The 25,447-nt window shown below is 29.6% G+C and carries 23 protein-coding genes; 20 read left to right on the top strand and 3 right to left on the bottom strand.

Annotated features, from left to right (window positions below; translation table 11 throughout):
* The 10 genes from BFN48_RS08205 to BFN48_RS08155 all read left to right on the top strand — a co-directional run.
* The coding region (locus BFN48_RS08205) for a hypothetical protein (RefSeq protein WP_069650415.1) at positions 1-686 on the top strand (686 nt) is incomplete at its 5' end.
* Positions 687-688: 2 nt separating this feature from the next.
* Entirely contained in the window at positions 689-2,722 is a 2,034-nt protein-coding gene (locus tag BFN48_RS08200; RefSeq protein WP_069650414.1) for a CgeB family protein, read from the top strand.
* A gap of 20 nt (positions 2,723-2,742) precedes the next feature.
* Complete coding sequence (locus BFN48_RS08195; protein ID WP_069650413.1) at positions 2,743-3,717, top strand: glycosyltransferase; 975 nt, start codon at positions 2,743-2,745, stop codon at positions 3,715-3,717.
* A 305-nt stretch (positions 3,718-4,022) separates the two neighbouring features.
* Positions 4,023-5,324, top strand: a complete 1,302-nt coding sequence (gene wecC / locus BFN48_RS08185; RefSeq protein WP_069650411.1) for a UDP-N-acetyl-D-mannosamine dehydrogenase — start codon at positions 4,023-4,025, stop codon at positions 5,322-5,324.
* A gap of 74 nt (positions 5,325-5,398) precedes the next feature.
* Positions 5,399-6,550, top strand: a complete 1,152-nt coding sequence (wecB, locus tag BFN48_RS08180; protein ID WP_278287324.1) for a non-hydrolyzing UDP-N-acetylglucosamine 2-epimerase — start codon at positions 5,399-5,401, stop codon at positions 6,548-6,550.
* Between the two features lie 171 nt (positions 6,551-6,721).
* On the top strand, positions 6,722-8,137 hold the full coding sequence (locus BFN48_RS08175; RefSeq protein ID WP_069650409.1) for a sugar transferase: 1,416 nt from the start codon (positions 6,722-6,724) through the stop codon (positions 8,135-8,137).
* Positions 8,138-8,153: 16 nt separating this feature from the next.
* Positions 8,154-9,092 carry an NAD-dependent epimerase/dehydratase family protein gene (locus BFN48_RS08170; RefSeq protein WP_069650408.1) on the top strand — a complete coding sequence of 313 codons (939 nt, stop codon included), beginning with the start codon at positions 8,154-8,156 and terminating at the stop codon, positions 9,090-9,092.
* Positions 9,093-9,504: 412 nt separating this feature from the next.
* Positions 9,505-9,837, top strand: coding sequence for an S-layer homology domain-containing protein (locus BFN48_RS08165; RefSeq protein WP_069650407.1), 333 nt, complete (start codon positions 9,505-9,507; stop codon positions 9,835-9,837).
* A 72-nt stretch (positions 9,838-9,909) separates the two neighbouring features.
* A complete protein-coding gene (locus BFN48_RS08160; protein WP_069650406.1) occupies positions 9,910-10,641 on the top strand; it encodes a hypothetical protein in 732 nt (243 codons plus the stop codon).
* 242 nt (positions 10,642-10,883) lie between these two features.
* Positions 10,884-11,510, top strand: a complete 627-nt coding sequence (locus BFN48_RS08155; protein ID WP_069650405.1) for a 4Fe-4S binding protein — start codon at positions 10,884-10,886, stop codon at positions 11,508-11,510.
* Positions 11,511-11,573: 63 nt separating this feature from the next.
* Here the strand turns inward: BFN48_RS08155 and BFN48_RS08150 are convergent, their stop codons facing one another.
* Positions 11,574-12,164, bottom strand: a complete 591-nt coding sequence (locus BFN48_RS08150; RefSeq protein ID WP_278287322.1) for an acetate uptake transporter — start codon at positions 12,162-12,164, stop codon at positions 11,574-11,576.
* Positions 12,165-12,413: 249 nt separating this feature from the next.
* On the opposite strand from BFN48_RS08150, the gene BFN48_RS08145 reads away from it, so the two are divergent.
* From BFN48_RS08145 to BFN48_RS08110, 8 genes are all read left to right on the top strand, one after another.
* The gene (locus BFN48_RS08145) at positions 12,414-13,127 is read left to right on the top strand and encodes a hypothetical protein (RefSeq protein ID WP_069650403.1); all 714 of its coding nucleotides are present in this window, start codon (positions 12,414-12,416) and stop codon (positions 13,125-13,127) included.
* 143 nt (positions 13,128-13,270) lie between these two features.
* Complete coding sequence (locus BFN48_RS08140) at positions 13,271-14,488, top strand: ammonium transporter (protein ID WP_069650402.1); 1,218 nt, start codon at positions 13,271-13,273, stop codon at positions 14,486-14,488.
* Between the two features lie 199 nt (positions 14,489-14,687).
* Positions 14,688-15,125, top strand: a complete 438-nt coding sequence (gene fabZ, locus BFN48_RS08135) for a 3-hydroxyacyl-ACP dehydratase FabZ (RefSeq protein WP_069650401.1) — start codon at positions 14,688-14,690, stop codon at positions 15,123-15,125.
* A 37-nt stretch (positions 15,126-15,162) separates the two neighbouring features.
* Positions 15,163-16,140 carry a type I phosphomannose isomerase catalytic subunit gene (locus BFN48_RS08130; protein ID WP_069650400.1) on the top strand — a complete coding sequence of 326 codons (978 nt, stop codon included), beginning with the start codon at positions 15,163-15,165 and terminating at the stop codon, positions 16,138-16,140.
* A 100-nt stretch (positions 16,141-16,240) separates the two neighbouring features.
* Positions 16,241-18,088 carry an asparagine synthase (glutamine-hydrolyzing) gene (gene asnB, locus BFN48_RS08125; protein ID WP_069650399.1) on the top strand — a complete coding sequence of 616 codons (1,848 nt, stop codon included), beginning with the start codon at positions 16,241-16,243 and terminating at the stop codon, positions 18,086-18,088.
* Between the two features lie 15 nt (positions 18,089-18,103).
* Positions 18,104-19,438: a type I glutamate--ammonia ligase gene (glnA, locus tag BFN48_RS08120; RefSeq protein WP_069650398.1), complete on the top strand. Its 1,335-nt coding sequence runs from the start codon at positions 18,104-18,106 to the stop codon at positions 19,436-19,438.
* A 140-nt stretch (positions 19,439-19,578) separates the two neighbouring features.
* Positions 19,579-20,430: a sugar phosphate isomerase/epimerase family protein gene (locus BFN48_RS08115; RefSeq protein WP_069650397.1), complete on the top strand. Its 852-nt coding sequence runs from the start codon at positions 19,579-19,581 to the stop codon at positions 20,428-20,430.
* A 31-nt stretch (positions 20,431-20,461) separates the two neighbouring features.
* Complete coding sequence (locus BFN48_RS08110) at positions 20,462-22,189, top strand: phospho-sugar mutase (protein WP_069650396.1); 1,728 nt, start codon at positions 20,462-20,464, stop codon at positions 22,187-22,189.
* Between the two features lie 37 nt (positions 22,190-22,226).
* Here the strand turns inward: BFN48_RS08110 and BFN48_RS08105 are convergent, their stop codons facing one another.
* Positions 22,227-22,610 (bottom strand): helix-turn-helix domain-containing protein, encoded by a 384-nt coding sequence (locus BFN48_RS08105; protein ID WP_069650395.1) that lies wholly within the window; start codon positions 22,608-22,610, stop codon positions 22,227-22,229.
* Between the two features lie 121 nt (positions 22,611-22,731).
* Here BFN48_RS08105 and BFN48_RS08100 point away from each other — a divergent pair, with 121 nt between their 5' ends.
* Both BFN48_RS08100 and BFN48_RS08095 read left to right on the top strand, forming a co-directional pair.
* On the top strand, positions 22,732-22,953 hold the full coding sequence (locus tag BFN48_RS08100; protein WP_069650394.1) for a hypothetical protein: 222 nt from the start codon (positions 22,732-22,734) through the stop codon (positions 22,951-22,953).
* Positions 22,954-23,398: 445 nt separating this feature from the next.
* Positions 23,399-24,838: an S-layer homology domain-containing protein gene (locus BFN48_RS08095; RefSeq protein WP_069650393.1), complete on the top strand. Its 1,440-nt coding sequence runs from the start codon at positions 23,399-23,401 to the stop codon at positions 24,836-24,838.
* Positions 24,839-24,889: 51 nt separating this feature from the next.
* Here BFN48_RS08095 and yyaC read toward each other — a convergent pair whose 3' ends face one another.
* Positions 24,890-25,411 (bottom strand): spore protease YyaC, encoded by a 522-nt coding sequence (yyaC, locus tag BFN48_RS08090; protein ID WP_141706150.1) that lies wholly within the window; start codon positions 25,409-25,411, stop codon positions 24,890-24,892.
* Positions 25,412-25,447 lie beyond the last annotated feature (36 nt).

The raw sequence follows: 25,447 nt of genomic DNA, 5'->3' as shown, positions 1-25,447 counted from the left end.
TAATGGAACTTGAAGAATGTTTTGGTAAGGTCGAATATTTGTTATTAAAAGATTTAAAGACTAAGGAAGAAAATTACAAGTTACTAGAAGATAAGTATGAGAAATTGGAGGAAAATCATTTTACTTTAGAGTCGAATTATGATAATTTATTGAATGAAAAAGAAAAAGTAGTTGATAAATTAAGGGATGAAGTAAGAAAATATAAAGAATTGGAACATAAATATGAGGAAATAGAAAAAAATTATACTGAAATAAGAAAGAATTATGATAATTTATTGAATGAAAAAGAAAACATAATAGGACAAATGAAAAAAGAAAATGAGAAAGTTGTTAGATTGTACGAAGAGCAATTAAAAATAAAAAAAGATGAAATAAATAAGAAAGAAAATATAATAAATATTTACAAAAACCAAGTAAAAGAACTAAAAGATAAGTTAACAAACGTAGAAAATATACTTGAATCAATAAAAAAAGAAAATAATGAACTTTATGTATCTCTATTAGAACATATTGAAAAAGAAAAAAATGTTTTATATTCTTATAAAGAGTTGAAGAAAAATTTTGAAAAAATGAATAAGAAATATATACAAATTAATAAAAGATACAATGCTTTAAAAAATTCAAAACTAGGAAGATTAACGATTAGAATGTGGAAATTTAGGAAAATATTAAAACAGAGGGGATAGCAATGGATATATCTTACATAAATAAAAGATTTAATGAATTAATTAAAAAAGAACAATATATAAAAAGTTTTATTAAAAAAGATAATGTTGATAAGTCTGAACAAATAGTTTTTGAGCAAAAAGATTGGTTTAGTTTTGATGAAAAAGTTGAAATTCAAAATAACAAGATTAAGTTTAATTGTACTGATAAGCACTGTTATATCTCATACTTAGAAAAAAATGTAAATTTTCACTTGGTACCGCAAAACAATATATTAAAAAATCTAAATACAGATAGAAGACATAAATTCATCTTTAAAGGTAAGAAATTTGGGGATGGGGATATAAAGTTATTTATAATAGCATTTAAATCAGGTAAAAAATTAGGTGTTAAATCAGTAGAACTAAACAATGAAACAAGTATGGATTTAAAAGAAATCGATAATATAAGGCTTGCTATTAGATTTCAAGGAAAAGGGGAATTAATATTAGATTCAATTATTATTGAACCAGCAAATAAGAGAGAAAGATTTCTTTCATTAAAAGGTATGAATAATTATAAGCAAAGAAAGATAAAAAAAATTAAAAATATTAAAGCTGCATGTATTTTGGATGAATTTAGTTACGAATGTTTTAAATATGAATTTGATTGTTTTCAGATATCACCTGATAATTGGCGAGAGGAATTAATTTTAGAAAAACCAGATTTATTATTTGTTGAGTCTGCTTGGGTTGGTAATAATGGTTTATGGACTAACATGGTAGGACATGGTGGACCTAGAGATAACAGTGAGTTGTTAACCTTAGTAGAATGGTGCAAAGAAAACTCTATCCCAACTGTTTTTTGGAATAAAGAAGACCCTTTTCATATAAATGCTTTTATTGAAACAGCGATACATTTTGATTATATATTTACAACTGATGAAAATAGTATAAGGATTTATAAGGAAAGAGGACATGAGCATGTTTATGTATTGCCATTTGCTGCACAACCTAAAATTCATAATCCGATAGAAAAATATGAAAGAATAAATAAAGTTGTATTTGCAGGTGCTTATTATGGAGATAAATTTCCAGAAAGAAAAGCTGCAATGGATTCTATGATAGAAATATGTGCTGAATATGGTATAGATATATATGATAGAAACTTTAATAACGACTCCCCTAATCAATTTCCAGAGAAATTCAAAAAATATATAAAAGGTAGTTTGCCAGTAAGCCAAATAGATAAAGCATATAAGGGGTATAGAGTTGCATTAAATGTAAATAGTATTGTAGATTCTCCTACTATGTTTTCAAGAAGAGTATTTGAAATATTGGCGTGTAATACTCCGATAGTAAGTTCACAATCTTTGGGGATCAACAATGTTTTTGGTGAATTAGTAGTTGCGACATCTGATTTTGGTGAAATGAAAAATGAAATTGAAAGATTATTTAAGGACCAAGATTACTATGAAAAGAAAAGAAAAGCTTGTTTATATGAAATATTAGAAAAGCATACTTATGAACATAGAGTTAAGCGTATTTTAGATATAGCTGGTATTGAGTATATTGATGATTTTAATGATATAGCTGTTATTGGAATTGTCAAATCTATAGAGGATTATCAAATACTTATTGAAAATTTCAATAGACAGTCATATAAACATAAAGAACTTATTATTCTTATTGATATATTTGATGGTTATATAGATATTTTTAATAATAACAATAATGAAACAGTAAAGACATTTTTATTAGATTACTTTCATAATTATGATACTTTAAATCAAATAACTAGTTGCAAATATGTAACTTATTTTGATAATCATAAAAGATATTCTAAAAATTATTTAAAAGAGCTTATGTTAACTACAAAGTATACAGATGCAGAAATTATTACAAAAATAGAAAAAAATAAATATCAATTTATTAGTAATTCTCAGTATGTTTTATCGATTCTAAAGCGAGATTTTATCAATAATATGAAGCCTATTGAATTATTGGACAAGTTTATTTCATCAAAAAGTACAAAAGAACTGTTTAAACGAGGTGCAAGAATTTTTAATGTTGGATAAAAGAATGTAGGTGATTAAGTATGAGTAAAAGAAAAATAGTTTTTGCAGGGCATGATTTGAAGTTTATTGAACACATAATTAAATATTTTCAAGATGTACTGGACTATGAAGTAAAAGTTGACATTTGGAAAGGTCATGAACTGCATGATGAAGAAGAAAGTAGAAAGTTAGTTGAATGGGCTGACATTATATTCTGTGAATGGGGACTTGGAAATGTTATTTGGTATCAGAATCATAAAAGAGATGATCAGATACTTGTTGTTAGAGTTCATAGATTTGAAATGAATACAAAATACCCCAAGATGTTTGATTATTCAAAAATAGACAAAGTAATTGCTATATCGCCATTTATTTACGAAGAATTCTATCGAGTTTCTAAAATACCTAGAGAAAAAATGATAATGATTTACAATGCAGTCGATGTTGATAGATTTAATAAGCCAAAAGTCAACGGATACGAATATAATTTAGCTATAATAGGGATATGTCCAAAATTAAAAAGATTAGATAGAGCTCTAGACATTTTTGAAAAATTATATGAAAAAGATAATAGATATAAATTGTTTATAAAAGGTAAACATCCAAGTGAGTATAAATGGATATGGAATGATACGATTCAAAGAGAGTACTACGAAAAACAATTTAACAGAATAAAAAAATCCAAGTATAAAAATTCAGTAATTTTCGAAGGTTGGGGAGATGTAAGTGAATTTTTAACTAAAATAGGTTATGTACTTTCTACAAGCGATTATGAAAGTTTTCATATGGCTCCTATAGAGGGGATGGCTTCAGGAGCAATCCCTATTGTTTTAAAAAGAGAAGGAGTAAATACTATTTTTCCTAGCCAGTTTATATTTGATAGTGTAGAAGATGTTAAAATAATAAATAATAATAATATGGATTTAAAAGAATTTGTTAAAATAAGATATTCACTAGAGAAAGTTTGTTCAGAAATTCAAAATTTAATAGTTAGTTTGATGGAAGGAATACAATGAAAAAAGTTTGGATTGCTAACAATTATTTAAATAGTATTAAATTACTTACATCTGTTTTATACGCTACTTATTTTAGTCCTTTACATTATTTCAGAATATTATTGACTGAGATACCTGAGATTTTTATGTTTTCTTTAAGTAAATTATTTTTTATTTTTGCTATAAAATATGTCTGTAAATTAAGTATTTTTGATACAAAACTTTTTCATTACACAATATACTAAAAAATAACAGAGTTTAATTTTATAAATTTATACATAAATACTACATAACAAAACATTAAAATAAGAAAGGGGAACTGAATAATGAAAAAAATATGTGTAGTAGGTCTTGGGTACATTGGTCTACCAACAGCGGCTATATTTGCATTAAGCGGGCATCAAGTAATTGGAGTAGATATAAACGAAAAAGTTGTTGAAAAACTAAACAAAGGAGAAGTTCATATTGAAGAGCCAGGGTTAGATAAGGTTGTTAAAATGATGGTAGATACAGGTAAAATCATTGCTAGGACAAGCCCTGAAGAATCAGATGTATTTATAATTGCAGTTCCAACTCCAAATAAAAATGATAAATATAAATCTTGTGATCTAAGCTATGTTTTATCGGCAGTTAAATCTATAATTCCTTACATAAAAAATGGAGACGTTATTATAGTTGAATCTACAATAGCTCCAAGGACAACTGATGATTTTATAAAGCCTATTATTGAAGAAGCTGGCTTTAAAGTTGGACAAGATGTGTATCTAGCCCATTGTCCAGAAAGAGTTCTACCAGGGAAAATTATGGAGGAACTAGTTGAAAATAATAGAATAGTAGGAGGATGCACGCCAAAATGTGCAGAAAAAGCAGCAGAGGTTTATAGAAACTTTGTAAAAGGGGAAATTTTGATTACAGATGCAAAAACAGCAGAAATGTCAAAGCTAATGGAAAATACTTTTAGAGATGTTAATATAGCTTTAGCTAATGAGTTAGTAAAGGTATGTAATAGCTTAGATATCAATGCTCTTGAAGTAATACGATTAGCTAATAAACATCCAAGAGTTAATCTACATCAACCAGGACCAGGAGTAGGCGGACATTGCTTAGCTGTTGATCCTTACTTTATTATTGAAAAAGCACCAGAATTAGCACGTATTATATCTTTAGCAAGAGAGACAAATAACAGTATGCCTCATTATGTAGTGTCAAAGGTTAAACAGATGACTTCGGATATTAAGGATCCTAAAATAGCTATTTTGGGTATTACTTATAAAGGTAATATTGATGATATGAGGGAGAGCCCTGCTCTTGAAGTAATTGAATTACTTAAAGAAGAAGGGTTCGAAGTTGCAATTCACGACCCTCATGTAAACACAGATGTATTAGAGCTTGTAAGTTTAAACAAAGCAGTTAGAAAGGCAGATATGATTTTAATATTAGCTGACCATAATGAATTTAAAACTATTGATTACAATGAATTAGCTAAAGAAATGAGAACACCTTTAGTATTTGATACTAAAAATATAATTAATATAAAAGATTATACTTCTGGAAAAGTAGAAATAAGAAATTTAGGAAATGTACATGATGTTAAAATGAGTGTTGAGGAAATTGAAAAGGCTATTTAACTTATTATAAGAGATCTCTATATATAATAAGAGGTCTCTTTTTGAAATTAATATTTAAGGGGGATTAATAAATGATAAAAGTAATGACTATTTTTGGAACAAGACCTGAAGCAATAAAAATGGCTCCACTCGTTAAAAAACTAGAAAAAAATAAAGATTTTGAATCAGTTGTTTGTGTAACAGCACAACATAGAGAAATGCTTGATATGGTACTTGAGTTATTTAATATACAACCTGATTATGATTTGAATATAATGACTCATGGACAAAGTATAATAGATATAACATCGAAAGCATTATATGGTTTAGATGAAGTAATGAAGAAAGAAAGACCTGATATAGTTTTAGTACATGGAGATACTACAACTACTTTAGTTGGAGCTCAAGCGGCTTTTTATAATAAAATAAAGGTAGGACATGTAGAAGCTGGGTTAAGAAGTGGAAATATTTATTCACCTTATCCAGAGGAAATGAATAGAAGGATAACGGGAACGATTGCAAATATTCATTTTGCACCAACGATGGGTAATAAGAAGCATCTTCTTAGAGAAGGTATTTTAGAAGAAAACATATTTGTTACAGGAAATACTGTTATTGATGCTCTTTTACAGGTTGTAAGTGAGGATTATAAGTTTAATGATGATTTACTAGATAAAATTGATTATAAAGAGAAAAAGGTATTATTATTAACTTGCCATAGAAGAGAAAATTGGGGTAAGCCTATGGAGAATATTTTTAATGCTGTTAAAGATATTGTTTTAAATAATAATGATGTAGAAGTAGTTTTTCCAATGCATTTAAATCCTAGAATAAGAGAATTAGCTTATAAAATATTTAATAATGTAGATAGAATACATTTAATTGAACCATTAGATTATGAACCTTTTGTAAATTTAATAAATAAATGTCACATTATCATGACAGATTCAGGCGGGATTCAAGAAGAAGCACCAGCTTTAGGGAAGCCTGTAATAGTTTTAAGAACAGAGACAGAAAGGCCAGAAGCTGTAAAAGCTGGTACAGTAAAAATAGCTGGTATTAATGAAAAGGATATTTATAATTCTGTAAACATACTTTTAAACGATAAAGAAGAATATGATAGAATGGCCAATGCAGTTAATCCATATGGTGATGGAAAAGCTTGTGATAGAATTATTGAATCGCTTCTATATTATTACGGGAAAAAAGACTCTAAACCACAAGAGTTTTCTACTTATTCCCTATAACTGTGTTATTATTTTATAAAAATTAAAATAATACTTATTAAAACTATCATAGAAAATCTGAGTATTCAGTTGTATATTTATTATAATTTCAAAACAGGACATAAATCTTATACAAAAAATAATATAATATGTTATTATTTTTCTAGATGAACAGTTAAGGGGTAATCTAAAATGATTTTGAAGAATTTAACGAAGTTTAAGAAAACTAATAAAATAGTAATGATTATTATAGACTTAAGTTTAGTTATTATAGGTTATTATTTAGCTTATTTGTTTAAATTTAGCTTCGAGATTCCAGAACGTAATTTGTATCCTTTTATTAGATTAATTCCATTTATAGCATTAGTGACATTAATGTTCTTTGATATTTATGGATTACTTTCGATAAGTAGAAAAACTTTTATTGATACAGTATTTTCTTTAGGTATAGCACTTTTTATGATATTACTATCTACTATGGCACTTTCATTTTTCTTTAGAGGTTTTGCATTTCCTAGAAGTGTATTCTTTATTGGGTTTATAATACAATTAGTGCTATTAAGCATATGGAGGTACATAATAATAAAACTGCTTAGAAAACTACATGGTATAAAGCAGGTTATGATTATTGGAAATGAGAAAAGTACAAAATATATAGCTAAAAAGCTGGTTGATAAGTCAAGAGAGTGGTATAATGTAAAATACTTGTATTATAATACGGTTAATTATGAATTAAAAAAATATATAAAAAATGTTGATACTGTAATCATTTCATCAGATATTGACTATGAAGATAAAATAAAAATTATTAATTTGTGTCAAAAGCAAAACATAGAACTATTTATAGTACCAGATATTTATGAAATGTTCATGTTAAATGCTAAGATTGACCAGTTTGACGATGTTGTTACTTTTAAGATAGAAAAAATGGAATTAACACTTGAACAGAGGATTATAAAAAGAACACTAGATATCATTATTTCTCTTTTGGGTATAATAATTACACTACCTATTATGATAATAGTGAGTATAGCTATTAAGCTAGACTCTAAAGGAGATATAATATATAAACAGGAAAGATTAACAGTAGGTGAAAAAAAGTTTTATCTATATAAATTTAGAACTATGGTACAAGATGCAGAAAAAATAACTGGACCTATAATAGCTGGTAAATGTGATCCAAGGATAACTAAGGTTGGTAAGTTTCTGCGAACTACAAGATTGGACGAGTTACCTCAATTGTTTAATGTTTTAAAAGGTCAGATGAGTATAGTTGGACCTAGACCAGAAAGACCTTATTTTGTTGATAAATATTCTAAATCATCACCTAACTATTATTATAGAATGAATGTTAAGGCAGGGTTGACGGGCTTAGCTCAGATATTAGGTAAGTATGCTACGTCATATGAAGAAAAACTCAAGTTTGATTTATTGTATATAAGAAATTATTCAATTATTTTAGATTTAAAGATAATAATGCAAACTATTAAAGTTCTTTTCTTAAAGGAAAAGTCGGAAGGAGTAGCTGAAGATAAAGAATTAGAGCTTATGTTGTCAGAGATAGGATTAAAAACTTATTCTGAGATAGGTGTAACAAAAATAGAGTAGATAAGAGGGGGTTGAAGTGAGGGTTTTAGTTACAGGAGGAGCAGGTTTTATAGGCTCACATATAGTGGATAGATTAATAAATTTAGGTTATGAAGTAGCAATAATAGATAATTTATCTACAGGAAATAAGAATAATGTAAATAAATATGCTCAATTTTTTTATGGAGATATTTTAGATGATAATTTATTAACTGAGGTTTTTTTCAATTTTAAACCTAAAATTGTAGTTCATCATGCTGCACAGTCAAATGCTCAAAAATCTATAAATAATCCAATTAATGATTGTGAAACTAATATTTTAGGCACAATTAATTTGCTGGAAATGGCTAGAACTTTTAATATAGAAAAATTTATTTATGCATCTTCAGCAGCGGTGTATGGTGAAACAGGTTGTATAAAAATAGATGAATATTATCAAAAACAGCCTATCTCATTCTATGGGATTTCAAAAATGACGCCAGAGTTTTACATAGAAACATATCATAAAATATACGGTCTTAAATACACTATTTTTAGATATTCAAATGTTTATGGACCTAGACAAAACCCACACGGAGAAGGAGGAGTTATTTCTGTTTTTATTAATCAAATGTTAAATGATATAAATCCTACAATTTATGGAGATGGTACCCAAACTAGAGATTTTATTTATGTAGACGATGTTGTGGAAGCTAATTTGGCTGCTTTAAATATGGATGTATGTGGCATATTTAATATTAGTACAAACATTGAAACTTCAATAAACGAATTGTTTGAGTTATTAAATAATGTTCTTAAGAAAAAATATGAACTTAAATATAGCAAATGGAAAGATGGAGATATTTTAAGAAGTTGTCTAGATAATTCAAAAGCAAAAGATTTACTTGAGTGGAAGCCTAACTTTAGTCTTAAACAAGGAATAGAAAAAACTATAGAATATTATGTTAAAACAATAAAAAAGAGAAAATACAAATGAATTTATAAATGGCAAGATAAAAGATTGTCTAGGTGTATTTTAAAGAACTTTCTAAAATACAAGCTGTGTATGAGACAACGAATCGGGTTCGTTGTCTCAGTTTTTGTTTTAATTAATTTTGTTGTAAGATTTGATTTATTATAATAAGAATATGGTTGTTTATATCAGTTATTTATTGTATGGGTAGTGTAAAAAGAACATGAAAAAATAGAGCAAGGATTGGATTACTCTGAAATGACATTTATTAAGATTATTTTCGATAACTTTTATATAAGTTTCATTACCACATAATTTTAATGAAAAATTTTTAATGTGCTCTTTAGTAAAACCAGACAGATCTATAGTTTTTTGTACCATTTAGAGTATATCTAGAGGGGGGACACAATCAATCCTATAAATTATTAAAATTTCAATGTTTGGGTGTCAAAATCGTTCTATACTTTTGACACTACGAGAAGGATATGAGGATGGAACATTTAGACCAAATCAAGAAATTACTAGATTAGAAATGGCAGCTTTATTGAGTAGAACAGTTAAAGATGTTGAGTTGACAGAAGATGATATAGAATCTATTCTTAAAGCTTATGCAGATAGTGATGAAATACAAAAATGGGGAAGAGGTTATGCTGCTAAAGTTATTAAGGCACAGCTTATGATTGGCGTAACAGATAATACATTTGTTCCTAATGGAAAAACTACTAGAGCAGAAGCAACAACTGCTATATATAGGTTGTATAATAGATAGTAAAATGTATATGGGCAAAGGAGCAGTACCTTTGTCCCATTTAAATGAAAATTAGGTGTTGGAGTGAATAAGATGAAGAAGGTTTGGGTTTTGTTAGCTATAATAATAGCAATTGTTGGAATTATATATTATTCGTTTAATTTTAAGACTGAGGATATAGAGAATATAAAAGATAATATTTCTAAAAGTGAACAAATTGATAACAGTAGTGGAGAAAATGTGGATAACGATGATAATATTCAAATAGGTATAGTGGATAAATCTATTGAACAATCTAGTAAAAAGAATGTTTTTGAGAATGAAGCTGTAAAACAAGAAGATAAGAAGGAAATAAAAGAAAAAGAAGAAAGGGAAGCAGAAAGCATTGACAGAGTAGATTCAAGTTCTGAAGATAAGAATGTTGTTAAGGAAGATATTAAAGATGAAACAGATGAAATAAAAGAAGAAGCTAATAAAGAGGATATTGAAGAGAGTAATGAAAATATAGTTGAGGAAGAAAAAGAAGTTGCTAATGAAGAAGCAAATGAACAAAAAGAAAATGAAGATACAGTTCAAAATTTAGCCATATCTCAGGATAAGATAAGTAGTGTTGAAAATTCAGTATCATTAGCTGATAAGGCTAAGGCAGTAAAATTAATTTTAACAAAATTATCTCCATCAGATATTAAGCTGTTAAAAGATATGCTAAACGGAGGGTTAACTGAAGAAGAGAAAAAGAAGGCTATAGAGCTAGCTTATTCTAGATTTTCAGAGGAAGAGATAAAGCTCATAAAAGAGCTATATAACAAATATATGAAGAATTAAGATGAAAATAGTCTGTTGGTTTGCAAAAAGGGTCGGTTTTGAAAAAATTACTATTTGAGCAAGGAAATGTTTCAAGATTGTCCCTAATTTTGTATTGGTAACAAAAGTTACCGATTTATTTTTATAATACTATTATAATTTTTTTAAAGTCTGGTTTATTTTTCTAAAATATATTGAGTTGTGTTTAATATTGACTGTAAATGAAAAATTGCATAAATTAAAATAATTTGGGGGTGAATTTTATGAGTATAAAAACTAGAAGGATTTTTCAATTGATTTTTCTTGGTATTTTTATTGGATTAATCAAATTAGGCAAACCTCGATTGTGGTTTGCAATATTCTTAATCAGTTTAATTACAGCACCTTTATTTGGACGTTATTATTGTGGCTTAATATGTCCAATAAATACTTTGATGAGTGTGGAGGATTGGATATATAAAAAGCTTAAAATTAAGCGTATAGCGGTACCTAAATGGATTAGAAAACCAATATTTAGATATATAATTTTGATTGCTTTTTTTGGATTGATGGCTACAATTTTTATTACTGGAAAGAAAATTCCTGTTTTAATGATATTTACTGCATTAGGAGTAGTGATTACATTATTTTTTGTTCCTTCACTATGGCACAGATATCTTTGCCCGTATGGAATTTTGCTTAGTATAACAGGTTCATTTGCTAAACGTGGGTTAGTAGTTAAAAATGAAAACTGTATAAAATGTGGAATTTGCAAATCAGTATGTCCTGCTGAAGCTATAGAAATGGAAAGTAGAGAACAATATCCAAAGATAGTACCTGGTTTATGCTTAGAATGTTTCAGATGTACAGATGCATGTCCAAAGGATACTATTAAATATAAAGCAATATAATAAATTTTAGAGGCAACGAATCTAGTTTAGATTCGTTGCCTCTGTTATTTATTGCTTTAAAGCTTATTTAAATATACCAAATGGCTTTCCAACTGGTAAAAATTGTTTTCCAAAATGCTCATTTAAAACTACTGCTGCAGAACCATAGAATGAAAATATTGATATTAAGAACTCTGAATAAGCAGCAAGTTTGTGAGTAGCTTCAGCAGCTATGCCAAATGTACTTAATGATAGACCTAGGAATAGAAGATCTATTAATACGAAGATAATCAACAATACTTTATTAGTTTCCATTGAACCGATTGTCATATAAATAGAAAAAATAAGATATCCAATAAAAGCAAATCCAAGCTGTTTAACATCTGCATTTGCCGCCATTTTTTCGCCGAAAACTCCTAACTTAATCATCCAAGAAGCGGCTACTGCAAACCAGAAGAAAGCATATCCACCAAAAGCTGTAGTACCGAAAATATTATTGCGTTTAGAATCATTGATACAAGCAAATAATTGGGCAAATGCGCCTAAGAAAATAGCCCAAGGAACTATAAAAGATACACCACTTGTAAATCCAAGCTTTTGTGATGAAGCTACAAGAGTTACAAGTGCAAGGCCTAATAAACCGACAGCTGAAGGGTCTGCATTAGTGATTTTCACATTTTGTGTTTGATTATTACTCATTTTCATCCTCCTATATTTTATTTTTGCTAAAGTAAAAATTCAATTTCTACATTAATTTACTAAAATATTAGTCAAAAGTCAAGGTTTTATGTCGAAAATTGATGAATGATTAATATGTAGGCAATAAACTTAGTTTGTTGTATCTGTTTTTGTTTCAAGTATAAAGTTATTAAGGTTGAGCAAAATAAAAATACAAGATTAAAAACTAGATTTGGAGTGGATAAGATGAGAAAAGTGTGGACACTTTTAGCTGTAATAATGTTAATTTTAGGAGTTACATATAATTCGATAGATTCAAAGGTACAAGACAAAGAAAAGTTAGATTTGTATGATATTATAAAAGATATGCAAATTGATAACAGCAGTGGACAAAATGTGGATAATATTAAGAATACTCAGACAGATGATGTGGATAAACCAGTTAAAAAAACTGATGATAGTAATGACTTTAAGGATGAAGTTGTAAAGCAAGAAAATAAAAAAGAAACAGAAGAAAAAGAAGAATCAGCAGAAATTATTAAAAATATAGATACAAATGCTAAAGATAAAAATGTTGTTAATGAAGATGTTAAAAAGGAAGATACTAAAGAAAAAGTGAATGAGGAATTCGTAGAAGAGAAAAATGAGAATATAGCTGAGGAAGAAATAAATGCTCAGAAAGAAGAAAATGACGATGTTGTAGAAAGTTTAGCTATATCTCAGGATTTAATAAGTAGTGTTAATTCAGTATTATTAGCTGGTGAAATTGAGGCATTAAAGCTAATTTTGTCTAAATTGACTCCATCAGATATTAAGATGTTAAAAGATATGCTAAATGATGGATTAACCGAAGAGGAAAAAGAAAAAATTATAGAGCTAACAAATTCTAGATTTTCAGAACAAGAAATAGAACTCATAAATAAACTTTATGATAAATACATAAAATCGAGTAAGCGGTAGATGAATTAATCATCTACCGCTTGCTTGATTTCATATTATTAACAATTTCAACAATTTTAACAATTGTTTGACAATTTTCGAGGTTTGTATTATTATATTTTTGTGCATATGCACAAAACTAATAAGATTAGGAGGTAATAGATATGCATTTTAATCCAGGAGATACCGGTTTTATGCTCTTAGCAACTAGTTTAGTAATGCTTATGACTCCAGGCTTAGCCTTTTTTTATGGAGGTCTAGTAGGCAGAAAAAATGTTTTAAGTATCATGATGCAAAGTTTTGTGTCTATGGGTATAACAACAATAATTTGGTATGTAGTTGGGTACTCATTATGTTTTAGCGGAGATGTTTATGGAATTATTGGTAATCTTGACAAAATGTTTTTAAGAGGAATCTCAATTAGTCAAGCATTTTCTCCGACTAACAATATACCTATGTATGTTTTTGTTGCATATCAGATGATGTTTGCAATTATTACTCCAGCTCTTATTACTGGAGCATTTACTAATCGAATCAGATTTAAAGCTTATTTACTATTTCAAATAACATGGTTATTTTTAGTTTATTTTCCATTTACACATATGGTATGGGGAGGAGGAATTCTTCAACAATGGGGAGTTCTTGACTTCGCAGGTGGAATAGTTGTACATGCAACTGCTGGTATGGCAGCTTTAGCTTCTGTGTTTTATGTTGGAAGAAGAAAAGTTTTGGAACATGGTCCTCATAGTATTCCAAACGTAGCTTTAGGAACAGCTCTTTTATGGTTTGGATGGTATGGCTTTAATGCTGGAAGCCAATTACGAGTTGATGGTATTACTGCAATTGCATTTCTAAATACTGATATTGCTGCTTCTTTTGCTGCAATTACTTGGCTTATTATTGAATGGAGTAAAGAAAAGAAACCAAAATTTCTAGGACTTCTTACTGGAGCAGTTGCTGGGTTAGCAACTATCACTCCTGCAGCGGGATTTGTTTCACCAGGTTATGCTGCACTTATAGGAATTATATCAGGAATTGTTTGCTATTCTGCTGTAGGATTAAAGAATAAGCTTGGCTGGGACGACGCATTAGATGTTTGGGGTGTTCACGGTGTTGGCGGTGTAACAGGTGTTGTTTTATTAGGTATGTTTGCATCTACAGCTATTAACCCTAATGGAGCAAATGGGCTAATATTTGGAGGCATGGATTTCTTTATTAAGGAAGTAGTTGCTGTATTATTTGCTTCAATCTATGCATTTATATTTACTTATGTTATGTTAGCGCTTATTAATAAAATTACACCAGTTAAGATAAACGAGATTGAACAAAAAACAGGTCTAGATGAAGTGCTACATGGCGAACAAGCTTATGATGAAAAATAATTTTAATAATAAAAATAAACCATTCGATTTGCTTAATTGAATGGTTTATTTTTATTTTTAGATAAATTAAAATTTATTATGTAGCAGGAATTAAATAAATAAGAAAGAATAGTAATAATTGCTACTGTTTAAAATAAGAGGAGAACTGAGTCAACGAACTGGGTTCGTTGTCTTATAAACAAAAGAGGGAGGAATAATTATGCTTACAAACGTTGATATTCAAAAAATCATTCCACACAGATATCCTTTTCTTTTAGTTGATAAGATTATCGAAATAGAAGAAGGTAAAAAGGCAGTAGGAATAAAAAATGTAACTATAAATGAGCCTTTCTTTCAAGGACATTTTCCAGGTAATCCTATAATGCCAGGAGTACTTATTGTGGAAGCTATGGCTCAGGTTGGGGCAGTAGCAGTGTTAAGTCTTGAGGAAAACAAGGAAAAATTAGCGGTATTTACAGGAATAGATAAGGTTAGATTTAAAAAACAGGTAAAACCAGGGGATACATTGAGAATGGAAGTTGAGCTTATTTCTATGAGAAGAGGTATAGGTAAAGCAGAAGCAGTTGCCTATGTAGGTGATGAAGTAGCTTGTAAGGGAACATTGATGTTTGGTCTAGTGGATAATGAAAAATCTTAAGTTTAATTGCATTAATATAGATGGGAGGATTTAAGACATGTATCCGCTGAAATTTGAAAATATCTATTTCGAGAAAATATGGGGAGGAAGAGATTTAGAAATATTTAGAGATAATCTGCCAGATGGCAATATAGGTGAAAGTTGGGATGTAGCTTGTCATAAAAATGGTATGAGTGTAGTTTCAAATGGCGAGTTTAAAGGTATGAAGCTTGATGAATTAATAAAACTTAAAGGTTCTGAGCTTATTGGTACTAAAATATCTGAAGAATGGTTCCCATTATTAATAAAGTTTATTAATGCCAGAGACAAGCTTTCTGTTCAAGTTCATCCAGATGATGAGTATGGTATGAAGGTTGAAGGTGAAATGGGCAAAACGGAAGTATGGTATGTTGTTGAAGCTTTTGAAGGAGCAAATTTAGTAGTAGGAACAAATGATTGCACTAAGGAACAATTTAGAAAAGCTATTGAAACTGGTGAGCTTGATAAATATTTAAATAGAGTACCTGTAAAAAAAGGTGATGTATATTTTGTAAAAAGTGGACTAATACATGCAATCGGTGAAGGTGTAATAATTGCAGAAATTCAGCAAAATAGCGATACAACGTATAGAGTGTATGACTACAACAGAGGTAGAGAACTACATATCGATAAGGCATTAGATGTAGCAGATTTAAGTTTAGAAGGTAGAAGAAGCGAAGGGCTTAAAATAGAAAGAGAAGGATATACTAAAACATATTACTGTTTATGCAAAGATTTTTCACTTGAATTATATGATGTTTTTGATTCGTTTGAAGAATGTAGTGATGAAGAAAGATTTTTCATATTTACATGTGTAGAAGGAGAAGGAGAAATTATATACAAAGATGGTATAGAAAAGATTAAAAAAGGAGATAGTGTACTTATACCAGCAAGTTTAGGTGAATATAAATTTAGTGGTAGAATGAAGGTTTTAAAAAGCTATGTTCCAGATGTAAAAAAGGTAGAAAAAGAGATATTAGAAGTGGTAAAGCGTTAATAGGGGGCTGAAAGCCCCTTTTTTTTTGTAACATTTTCAGTTAAAATACATAAAATAATTACCAAATGATAATGAAATTCAATTGTAAGAGGTGAAGATTATGTGTGGAATTGCTGGATGGGTAAATATGAAAAGAAGCCTTATAAAAGAGAGAGAACTTATCGAAAAAATGACTAATACTCTAATTAAAAGAGGTCCAGATGATTTTGGTATATATGTATCTGAAAATGCTTTATTAGGGCACCGCCGTCTAATAGTAATAGATCCTGAAGGTGGAGCACAACCAATGACAAGACAATTAGAAGATAAGAAATATACAATCGTATATAATGGAGAATTATACAATACAGATGAAGTTAGAAAAAAACTACAGGCAAAAGGATATCGTTTTAAATCATATTCTGATACTGAGGTTTTATTGGTTTCATATATTGAGTGGGGAACTGATTGTCTAAAGCATATTAATGGAATTTTTGCATTTGGTATATGGGATGAAAAAAATAAGCAGTTGTTTTTAGCTAGAGACCCTCTTGGAGTAAAACCTCTATTTTATGCATTTAAAGATGACTCTCTACTTTTTGCTTCAGAAATAAAGGCACTATTAGCACATCCTTTAATAGAACCAATTATAGATAATGAAGGATTGATGGAAATCTTCGGCTTAGGGCCTGCAAGATCTTTAGGTAGTGGTGTTTTTAAAGATGTAAAAGAAATCCCTCCAGCTCACTATTTAATGTTTAATTTTTCGGGCATAAAGTTAAAAGAATATTGGAAATTAGAGTGTAAACCTCATATAGAGGATTTAGACACAACAGTAGAACATACAAGAACTCTTTTGATAGATGCAATAGAAAGGCAAACAATATCTGATGTTCCTGTTTGTACTTTCCTATCAGGAGGATTAGATTCAAGTGCTATTTCAGCTATTGTGGCTAATGCGTTCAAAAAACAGGGGAGAGGAAGGTTAAATACATTTTCAATAGATTACACAGATAACAATATATATTTTAGACCTAATGAATATCAGCCCAATTCAGATAGTATATGGGTTAAAAAAATGTCAGAGTTTATTGGTAGTAATCATCATAATGTAGTGATAGATAATTTGCAATTGGCATCAGCCTTAAAAGAAGCGGTGAAAGCAAATGATTTACCTGGTATGGCAGATATAGACTCATCTTTATATTTATTCTGTAAAGAAGTAAAAAAAGAGGCTACAGTAGCTCTTTCTGGAGAATGTGCTGATGAGGTATTTGGCGGTTATCCGTGGTATAGAAGGGTAGAAGATATTAATGCTAATACTTTTCCATGGTCTAAATCTATTAAAGAGCGTAAAGGTATTATGTCTAAAGAATTTAGAAAGTTACCTTTAGAAGAGTATGTTGCACAAAAATATGAGGACACATTAAGGCAAGTACCAAGACTTGAAGGAGAAACTCAAGAAGAACATCGTATGAGAGAGCTCTTCTACTTAAATATTAAATGGTTTATGATTACACTGCTTAATAGAAAGGATCGTATGAGTATGGCTAATAGCTTAGAGGTGAGAGTTCCATTTGCAGATTACAGACTTGTAGAATATGCATTTAATATTCCTTGGAAAATGAAATACTGTGATGGAATAGAAAAAGGGCTTTTAAGAAGGGCTTTAAAGGGAATTTTACCTGATGATGTTTTACTGAGAAGAAAAAGTCCGTATCCTAAAACTCATAATCCTGTTTATTCAAAAGCAGTACAAGAGTGGATGAGAGAAATCCTACAGGATAAAAAATCTCCTATTTTACAAATAATCGATATAGATAAAGTTACTGAAATAGTGGAAACAGAAGGGAAATCGTTTAAAAAGCCTTGGTTCGGTCAGTTGATGACAGGTCCTCAATTAATTGCATATTTAATCCAAATAGATTATTGGATGAGAGAATATAATGTGAGGTATGTTGCAAAGTAAGAAAGGGGGATTATTATGAGTCATGACTATGACAGACAATATGTACTTGAAAAGGCTAGAGAGTTAGGTGTAGAATTTATTCATCTTCAATTTACTGATATTTTTGGAGTTTTAAAAAGTGTAGCTATTACTATAGAACAATTAGAAGAAGCTTTGAACAATGAAATAATGTTTGACGGTTCTTCTATAGATGGATTTGTAAGAATTGAAGAATCTGATATGTATCTAAAGCCCGACCCTTCAACATTTGTGGTTTTTCCATGGGTAACTAAGACTAGGGAAGCAAGGTTTATATGTGATGTGTACGATAAAGATGGAAATCCGTTTGAAGGCTGTCCAAGGAATACGTTAAAAAAGGTATTAAGAGAAGCAGAAGAAATGGGATATACATTTAATGTAGGTCCTGAGTGTGAATTTTTCCTTTTCCATACAGATGAAAAGGGTAAACCAACTCTCATAACTCATGATAATGCAGGATATTTTGACCTTGCACCAGTAGATTTAGGAGAGAATGCACGAAGAGATATGGTTTTAACTCTAAAACAAATGGGATTTGAAATAGAAGCTTCTCATCATGAGGTAGCTCCTGGACAGCATGAAATTGATTTCAAATATGATAATGCATTAACAACAGCTGATAATATCATGACTTTTAAGATGGTAGTAAGAATAATTGCTCAACGTCATGGGCTACACGCAACATTTATGCCTAAACCCATATATGGAATAAATGGCTCAGGTATGCATACTAATATGTCGCTTTTTACTTTAGATGGTAAAAATGTTTTTTATGATGAAAATGACGAACTTCAGCTTTCTAAAGAAGCATATTATTTTCTTGGAGGTATATTAAAGCATGCTAAAGCGTTTACAGCTATAACTAATCCTACTATCAATTCGTATAAAAGATTGGTTCCTGGATATGAAGCTCCAGTTTATGTTGCATGGTCAACTAGTAACAGAAGTCCTCTTGTAAGAGTTCCAGCAAAAAGGGGCAATTCTACAAGATTTGAACTTAGAAGTCCTGACCCATCTGCGAATCCTTATTTAGCTTTAGCAGTTATTCTAAAAGCTGGTTTAGATGGTATAAAGAATAAAATTGAACCTCCTAAAGCAGTTAACAGTAATATTTACAATATGGATCAAAAAGAAAGAGTAAAGAAAGAAATAGCTAGCTTGCCGTCAAATATTATGAATGCTCTAGATGAGCTTTCTAAGAATGAAATAATAAAATCAGCTTTAGGAAGACATATTTATAATAGATTTGTAGAAGCTGTTACACTTGAATGGAATGAATATAAGGCTTATGTTTCACAATGGGAGATACAAAAATATCTTACAAAATTCTAATTATACCAATTTTTAGATTATAAAACAGGAAAATGGTAAATTTGTATAGAATAATATAATGGATACAATGAACTTTTTTCTGATAAATGATTATATTTATAGTACAATAGAATATGTAGAAATTTACGAGGAGGAAATTCATGAATCCGCAAATAGGAATTTCTATTCATAACGTAGGAATAGATTATGTTGCCAAGCATAACTTTAAGAGAGTTCAATTGTGCCATAAATTCTCAGGAGCTAAAGAGATAACTGCACTTTTGAAGTTTTCTAGAAAGTTTCCTTTAAAGGTAACTTATCATGCTCCTGTATTTCACCAGTCAGATCCTACTGTCACTTACTATGTAAGTGATAATAAAAGATTAAGAGATGCTACTTTTGAGATACTAAAGACAAATTTATCTATGGCAAAAAGTCTTCCAACGAGTGAAGTTGTAATCCATTTTGTAACTAGTAATGTTGGAAGTCCAGATAGTATAAAAAGAATAGCACAGGAGAGTGCTTTAAGACTTAGCGAATTAAGTAAAGAATATGATCTGCCAATCTTTTTAGAATATGTAGGTTATAATGATTTATTTTATAAAATAGAAGATTGGATAGATATTATAAAAGATCACGAAAATTTAGGAATATGTTTAGATGTCGGTCATTTATATTTGTCCTGTCAGATAAACAATATGGATTATTTTAAAGAACTAGAAAAAATACTACCTTATATTAGGCTTATACACCTGTGGAATACCAGAGGTTTTAGTGATGTTTCTAAATATGGTCATATACCAGTTCATCCTAATCAAAATCCAAACGATGGCTGGATAGACATAGAAAAGACTATAGAACTTATTTATACTTGGGATGACGATATTCCTATAATTTTTGAACCTGACTTCAAATATTTAGATTTAAAATACGCTCAGGAAGGAATTGACTGGGTGAATGAGTTAGTCTATAATAATACGAAAAAGGATAGGGAAACCATAGATACAGTCTAAGGATTTAACAATAAAATACGGGGTGATGAAGATGGATTTTATGGGGAAGTACAATTATTGGTTAAATAGTGAGTACTTTGATAAAGAAACAAAAGATGAATTATTATCAATTAAGGATAATGTAGAAGAAATAGAAGATAGGTTTTATAAAGATTTAGAATTTGGTACTGGTGGACTTAGAGGAAAGATTGGTGCAGGTACTAATAGAATAAATAAATATACTGTATCTAAGGCTACCCAAGGATTAGCTAATTTTATTATTGAAAATGGAAGTGAATATGTAAAAAGAGGAGTAGTAATAGCTCATGACTCAAGACATAAGTCAAGAGAATTTGCAGAAACAGCTGCACTAGTATTGGCTGCAAATGGTATTAAAGCATATTTATTTGAAGATTTAAGACCGACACCTGAATTATCTTTTGCAGTTAGATATCTAAAAGCTTCTGCTGGAATTGTTATTACAGCTAGTCACAATCCACCAGAGTATAATGGATATAAGGTTTATTGGGAAGATGGAGGACAGGTAGTACCAAGTTTAGCTGATAAGATAATAAAGAAAGTTAATGAAGTTACAGAATTTTCAATGATAAAGATTATAAGCAAAGAAGAAGCACTGAATAAAGGGTTATTAAATATTATTGGAGAAGAAATTGATAGAGAGTACATAAATAAGGTTAAAGATTTAAGTGTTAGAGACGATATCGATAAAAATATAAGAATAGTTTATACTCCATTACATGGTACTGGGAATATGCCTGTAAGAAGAGTGCTAAAAGAGTTAGGATACATAAATGTATTTGTTGTTGAAAGCCAAGAACAGCCAGATCCTAATTTTTCAACTGTAGAGTATCCAAACCCAGAGGAACCAGATGCATTTAAATTGGCAGTTGAATTAGGAGAAAAGGTAGACTCTGATATTATATTAGGAACAGATCCAGATTGCGATAGAGTTGGAGTTGTTGTTAAAAATAAAGAAGGAGAATATAAAGTATTAAGTGGAAATCAAACTGGTGCACTGCTTTTAGATTATATATTGAGTTCAATGACAGAAAAGGGGATTTTACCTGAAAATAGTGTAATGGTTAAGACTATAGTAACAAGTGAATTAGGCAGGGTAATAGCTAAACATTATGATGTAGAAACTATAGATACTTTGACAGGATTTAAATTTATAGGTGAAAAGATTAAAGAATTTGAAGAAAATGGAGATAAGAACTTCATATTTGGTTATGAAGAGAGTTTTGGATATTTGACTGGTTCTTTTGTAAGAGATAAAGATGCAGTTATAGCTTCTATGCTTATTTGTGAGATGGCAGCATACTATAAGAGTAAAGGAATGTCACTTTACGAAGCTTTAATTAATTTATATGAAAGATATGGGTACTATATAGAAGATTTATATTCTATTAAATTAGAAGGTATTGAAGGAAAGAAGAAGATAGATAAGGTAATGGAGAGCTTTAGAAGTAGTTATCCAACCCAAATAGGCAAGCTTAACTTAAAAGTATTTAACGATTATAAAGCATCTAAGAGCTATGATCACATTAAAGACAGCAGCGAAAATATATTACTACCAAAATCAAATGTTTTAAAGTTTATCTTTGATGACGAATCATGGTATGCATTAAGACCTTCTGGTACAGAGCCAAAGTTAAAAATATATTTTTCAGCTAATGGAAAAGATAAAATAGAGGCAGAAGATAAGCTTAAGGCTATTAAAGAAGAAATATTAAGTAGAATAAACAATTTTATCAAATAAAGCCGAGTTAACACTCGGCTTATTTCTTTAGAATTATTTATTTGACTAATGTCTTTATTGTTTTTATAATTGCTGTAATTTTTTCTATTATATCACTTGGAAGGTCATCTACTTCGTAAAATAGATTATTTAATGCGGTTTTTTTGTCAATTTGATAGGTAGAGCTCTTTTCTTTTGCTTCGATATTATCTATGTGATTTTCATAATAGTAATTTCTAATATTGGTAACTCCGAGTAAGTAATCAATAGATACATCAAAAAATTCAGCAATACGTCGAAGAAGTAATTCATCATTAGGAAATCTAACGCCATTTTCATAGTTGCTTATAGATTGTCTGCTTATATTAAGTATTTTTGCTAGATCGGTTTGACGTAATTTTTTTTCTTCTCTCAACAATTTTAATCTTTCTGCAAAATTCATTTTATCACCTCTAAATTAATCCTAGCATAGTTAGCATATTAAAAAATATAGTGATGCAAAAAGGGGAATATGATGATATAATATATACATATATTATTATGGTGGGATGGAGGTTAATATTATGGAGAGGTTGAAGATGTTAGTAGAAAAAAGTTTAGAACAAAAATGGGGAGAAAGAGTTAAAATAACAGATCAAGATCTTAAGGAAGCAGTAGAAGAAATAGGGAAGGATATACTTTATAATTATTTGATTTTTGGTAAGGATGTTACATTTGAACTTTTTTTACGAAACTTGCAAATATATATTTTGGGAGTTAAAAAATTGAATTATACACAAAGATGAAAATATTTAAATGAATTCTAAAAAAATAAGCCAGAAAAATTTCAAATTTTCTGGCTTATTATAATTTTGTTCTGGTACAGATAAAAATGTTTAAAATAAAAAATATTGGTCAAAGATAATCATGTATATCATTTTTGGGACTTTTGTCATATATAGTTTTTGGATAAAATAATATTAGGCTAGGTACTAGGTATTGTGCTAGGTACTAGGTATTGGGTGCTAGGTACTTGGTGCTGGGTACTAGATTTTAAATGAAAAATTGAAAATGTAAAATGTAATATTTATTCGCTATTCGTCAGCCATCTGTTATTTACCTTTTGTTGGTCGATATTCGAAAGACAAAAAGCGAAAGACGGAATTAATCCTGTTGACTGTTAATTAGCATTTGAATTTAGCGAAAGTCGAGTAGCGAATAGCGAACGACGAAAAAAAGGAGGCTTTTAAGATGCATAAGAAACTTTTGGGATTAGTCCTGAGCATCTTGTTTTTATTCACCTTTCTCGTTGATTACGGATATGCTCAAGATGCTAGAATAAATCCCCCAAGAGAAGTATTAGAAAAAAAAATAGAAGAAGTAGCTAAGAGAAGAGGTATTCCAACTGTTATACTCAAATCAATAGCGAGAGTAGAAAGTGTTTTTCAGCAGTATAACCCTGATGGGACAGTTTATACAGGCCGAAAAGGCAGTATCGGACTTATGCAAATTTATAATAAATATGGATGGTTTGACACAAACAGACTTAAGTATGATATTGATTATAATATAGAAGCTGGTGCAGAGGTTCTATTAATGAAATGGAACATGGCATTAAATAAGCTACCTAGAATAGGAGATATGAACCCTAATATTTTGGAACATTGGTATTTTGCTTTATGGGCATATAACGGTTGGAGTAAAAGTAATAATCCTAATATGGTTCCTTATAAATATCCAACATGGACTAAAAAATATACGTATCAGCAATTGATATATTTAGTGGCAGAAAAGGAATATGGTCAGAAAATAACACCTATAGATCCTAAATTGCTTCCTAAGAATGGACTTCCAGATAAAAATAAGCATTATGATACTCCACAGCCGTTCCACTATGGCGATATTGTAATGTACAAAAAAGGAGATATAGTAAAAGCTGATGTAAAAACTTCTCTAAGAATTAGAAAACAACCTAATGGAGTAGAGATTGGACGAGTAATAGGTGGTACAGTTTTAGATGTATTAGAAGGACCTGTTTTGAAGGAAGGATATTTTTGGTATAGAGTTAAGCAGAGAGATGGAGAGTTAGAAGGTTGGGTTGTTGGTAATTGGATAGTAAAAATTGGTGAAAAAGAAGAATATCCACTCAAGGATATAGCTGATTGTTGGGCAAAAGATTATATTCTTAAGCTTTATGATATGGGTATAGTAAATGGAGATAGTAATAAGAAATACTATCCAAATAAGAGTATTACTAGACAGGAAATGGCTATTTTAATAGCTAGAGCACTTAAACTCGAAGGTGAAGGTTATGAGCTTAATTATGCAGATAAAGACAATATTAAAGATTGGGCAATAGATTATGTAAAAGCAGTATCTAAAGCTGGTTATCTAGATGGTTTTGAGGATAATACTTTTAGACCTGATAGGTATATTACTAGAGAAGAAGCAGCTTTGATGATAGCGAGAATATTAGGTGATGAGAATATAGAAGCTGAATTGACATATAAGGATTTAGCTGAAATTAATCCACAGTTTATTTCAGCAGTGAAAGTAGCAGGGAAGTATGGTATTATGTTAGGTAAAGGAGACGGAACATTTAAACCAAAAGAACCACTAACTAGAAGTGGTGCAGCAAAAGTAATAGTTAAGCTTTTAGAAGTTTTAAATCAGAAAGCAGACAACCAATAACGAACGACGAACATCGAATAATCAAAAAATCGACCTTTATGGTCGATTTTTTCACTTTATCGCTTTCCATAACGAATCCACAATAACTTCAGCCAATTTCATTATAAATCCAAGTCTAATACTATGTAAGTTTGCTTTAGTATTTTCATCTAATATATCTACTATACCTATAATAGAAATATCTCCTACAGGAGGAAGCTCTTTTCCAACCCCTTTTCCAGGGTATATAGGTCCTTTTCTTAGTTGTATAGTTCCTATACTCTCATCATTACTAAGGCATGCATCTATAGCTATTGTAAAGCTGTATGGATGTTTTTCGTTGATATAATTAATTTTTTCTTTTAGATTCATTGCATGAACTGGATTATATAGTGTTCCGTATATAGGATATGGAAAGTTAGATTTTTCAAGAAGTGTTCCAACTAAAGGACCAAGACAGTCACCTATACACTTGTCTGTTCCTATACAGACTATAACTAAATCATTTGTCATGTATGGTTTTAAATTTTTAGATAAGGTTATTGCTCCATTTTCATCTGAATAGTGTATATTTATTTCTCTTATTGAGCCCATAGCATACCCCCTTCATTCAAATATATGTTGTTAGAA

Source organism: Caloranaerobacter ferrireducens (genome assembly GCF_001730685.1).
GTDB classification, from domain to species: Bacteria; Bacillota; Clostridia; order Tissierellales; family Thermohalobacteraceae; genus Caloranaerobacter; species Caloranaerobacter ferrireducens.
Note: the sequence above shows the minus strand (reverse complement) of the source record. Positions and strands in the feature narration are given on the sequence as shown.

Coding starts and splice junctions, on each gene's coding strand:
- BFN48_RS08200 (WP_069650414.1), top strand. CDS start 689: ATGGATATATCTTACATAAATAAAAGATTTAATGAATTAATTAAAAAA.
- BFN48_RS08195 (WP_069650413.1), top strand. CDS start 2,743: ATGAGTAAAAGAAAAATAGTTTTTGCAGGGCATGATTTGAAGTTTATT.
- wecC (WP_069650411.1), top strand. CDS start 4,023: ATGAAAAAAATATGTGTAGTAGGTCTTGGGTACATTGGTCTACCAACA.
- BFN48_RS08175 (WP_069650409.1), top strand. CDS start 6,722: ATGATTTTGAAGAATTTAACGAAGTTTAAGAAAACTAATAAAATAGTA.
- BFN48_RS08165 (WP_069650407.1), top strand. CDS start 9,505: ATGTTTGGGTGTCAAAATCGTTCTATACTTTTGACACTACGAGAAGGA.
- BFN48_RS08160 (WP_069650406.1), top strand. CDS start 9,910: ATGAAGAAGGTTTGGGTTTTGTTAGCTATAATAATAGCAATTGTTGGA.
- BFN48_RS08155 (WP_069650405.1), top strand. CDS start 10,884: ATGAGTATAAAAACTAGAAGGATTTTTCAATTGATTTTTCTTGGTATT.
- BFN48_RS08145 (WP_069650403.1), top strand. CDS start 12,414: ATGAGAAAAGTGTGGACACTTTTAGCTGTAATAATGTTAATTTTAGGA.
- BFN48_RS08140 (WP_069650402.1), top strand. CDS start 13,271: ATGCATTTTAATCCAGGAGATACCGGTTTTATGCTCTTAGCAACTAGT.
- fabZ (WP_069650401.1), top strand. CDS start 14,688: ATGCTTACAAACGTTGATATTCAAAAAATCATTCCACACAGATATCCT.
- BFN48_RS08130 (WP_069650400.1), top strand. CDS start 15,163: ATGTATCCGCTGAAATTTGAAAATATCTATTTCGAGAAAATATGGGGA.
- asnB (WP_069650399.1), top strand. CDS start 16,241: ATGTGTGGAATTGCTGGATGGGTAAATATGAAAAGAAGCCTTATAAAA.
- glnA (WP_069650398.1), top strand. CDS start 18,104: ATGAGTCATGACTATGACAGACAATATGTACTTGAAAAGGCTAGAGAG.
- BFN48_RS08115 (WP_069650397.1), top strand. CDS start 19,579: ATGAATCCGCAAATAGGAATTTCTATTCATAACGTAGGAATAGATTAT.
- BFN48_RS08110 (WP_069650396.1), top strand. CDS start 20,462: ATGGATTTTATGGGGAAGTACAATTATTGGTTAAATAGTGAGTACTTT.
- BFN48_RS08105 (WP_069650395.1), bottom strand. CDS start 22,610: ATGAATTTTGCAGAAAGATTAAAATTGTTGAGAGAAGAAAAAAAATTA.
- BFN48_RS08100 (WP_069650394.1), top strand. CDS start 22,732: ATGGAGAGGTTGAAGATGTTAGTAGAAAAAAGTTTAGAACAAAAATGG.
- BFN48_RS08095 (WP_069650393.1), top strand. CDS start 23,399: ATGCATAAGAAACTTTTGGGATTAGTCCTGAGCATCTTGTTTTTATTC.
- yyaC (WP_141706150.1), bottom strand. CDS start 25,411: ATGGGCTCAATAAGAGAAATAAATATACACTATTCAGATGAAAATGGA.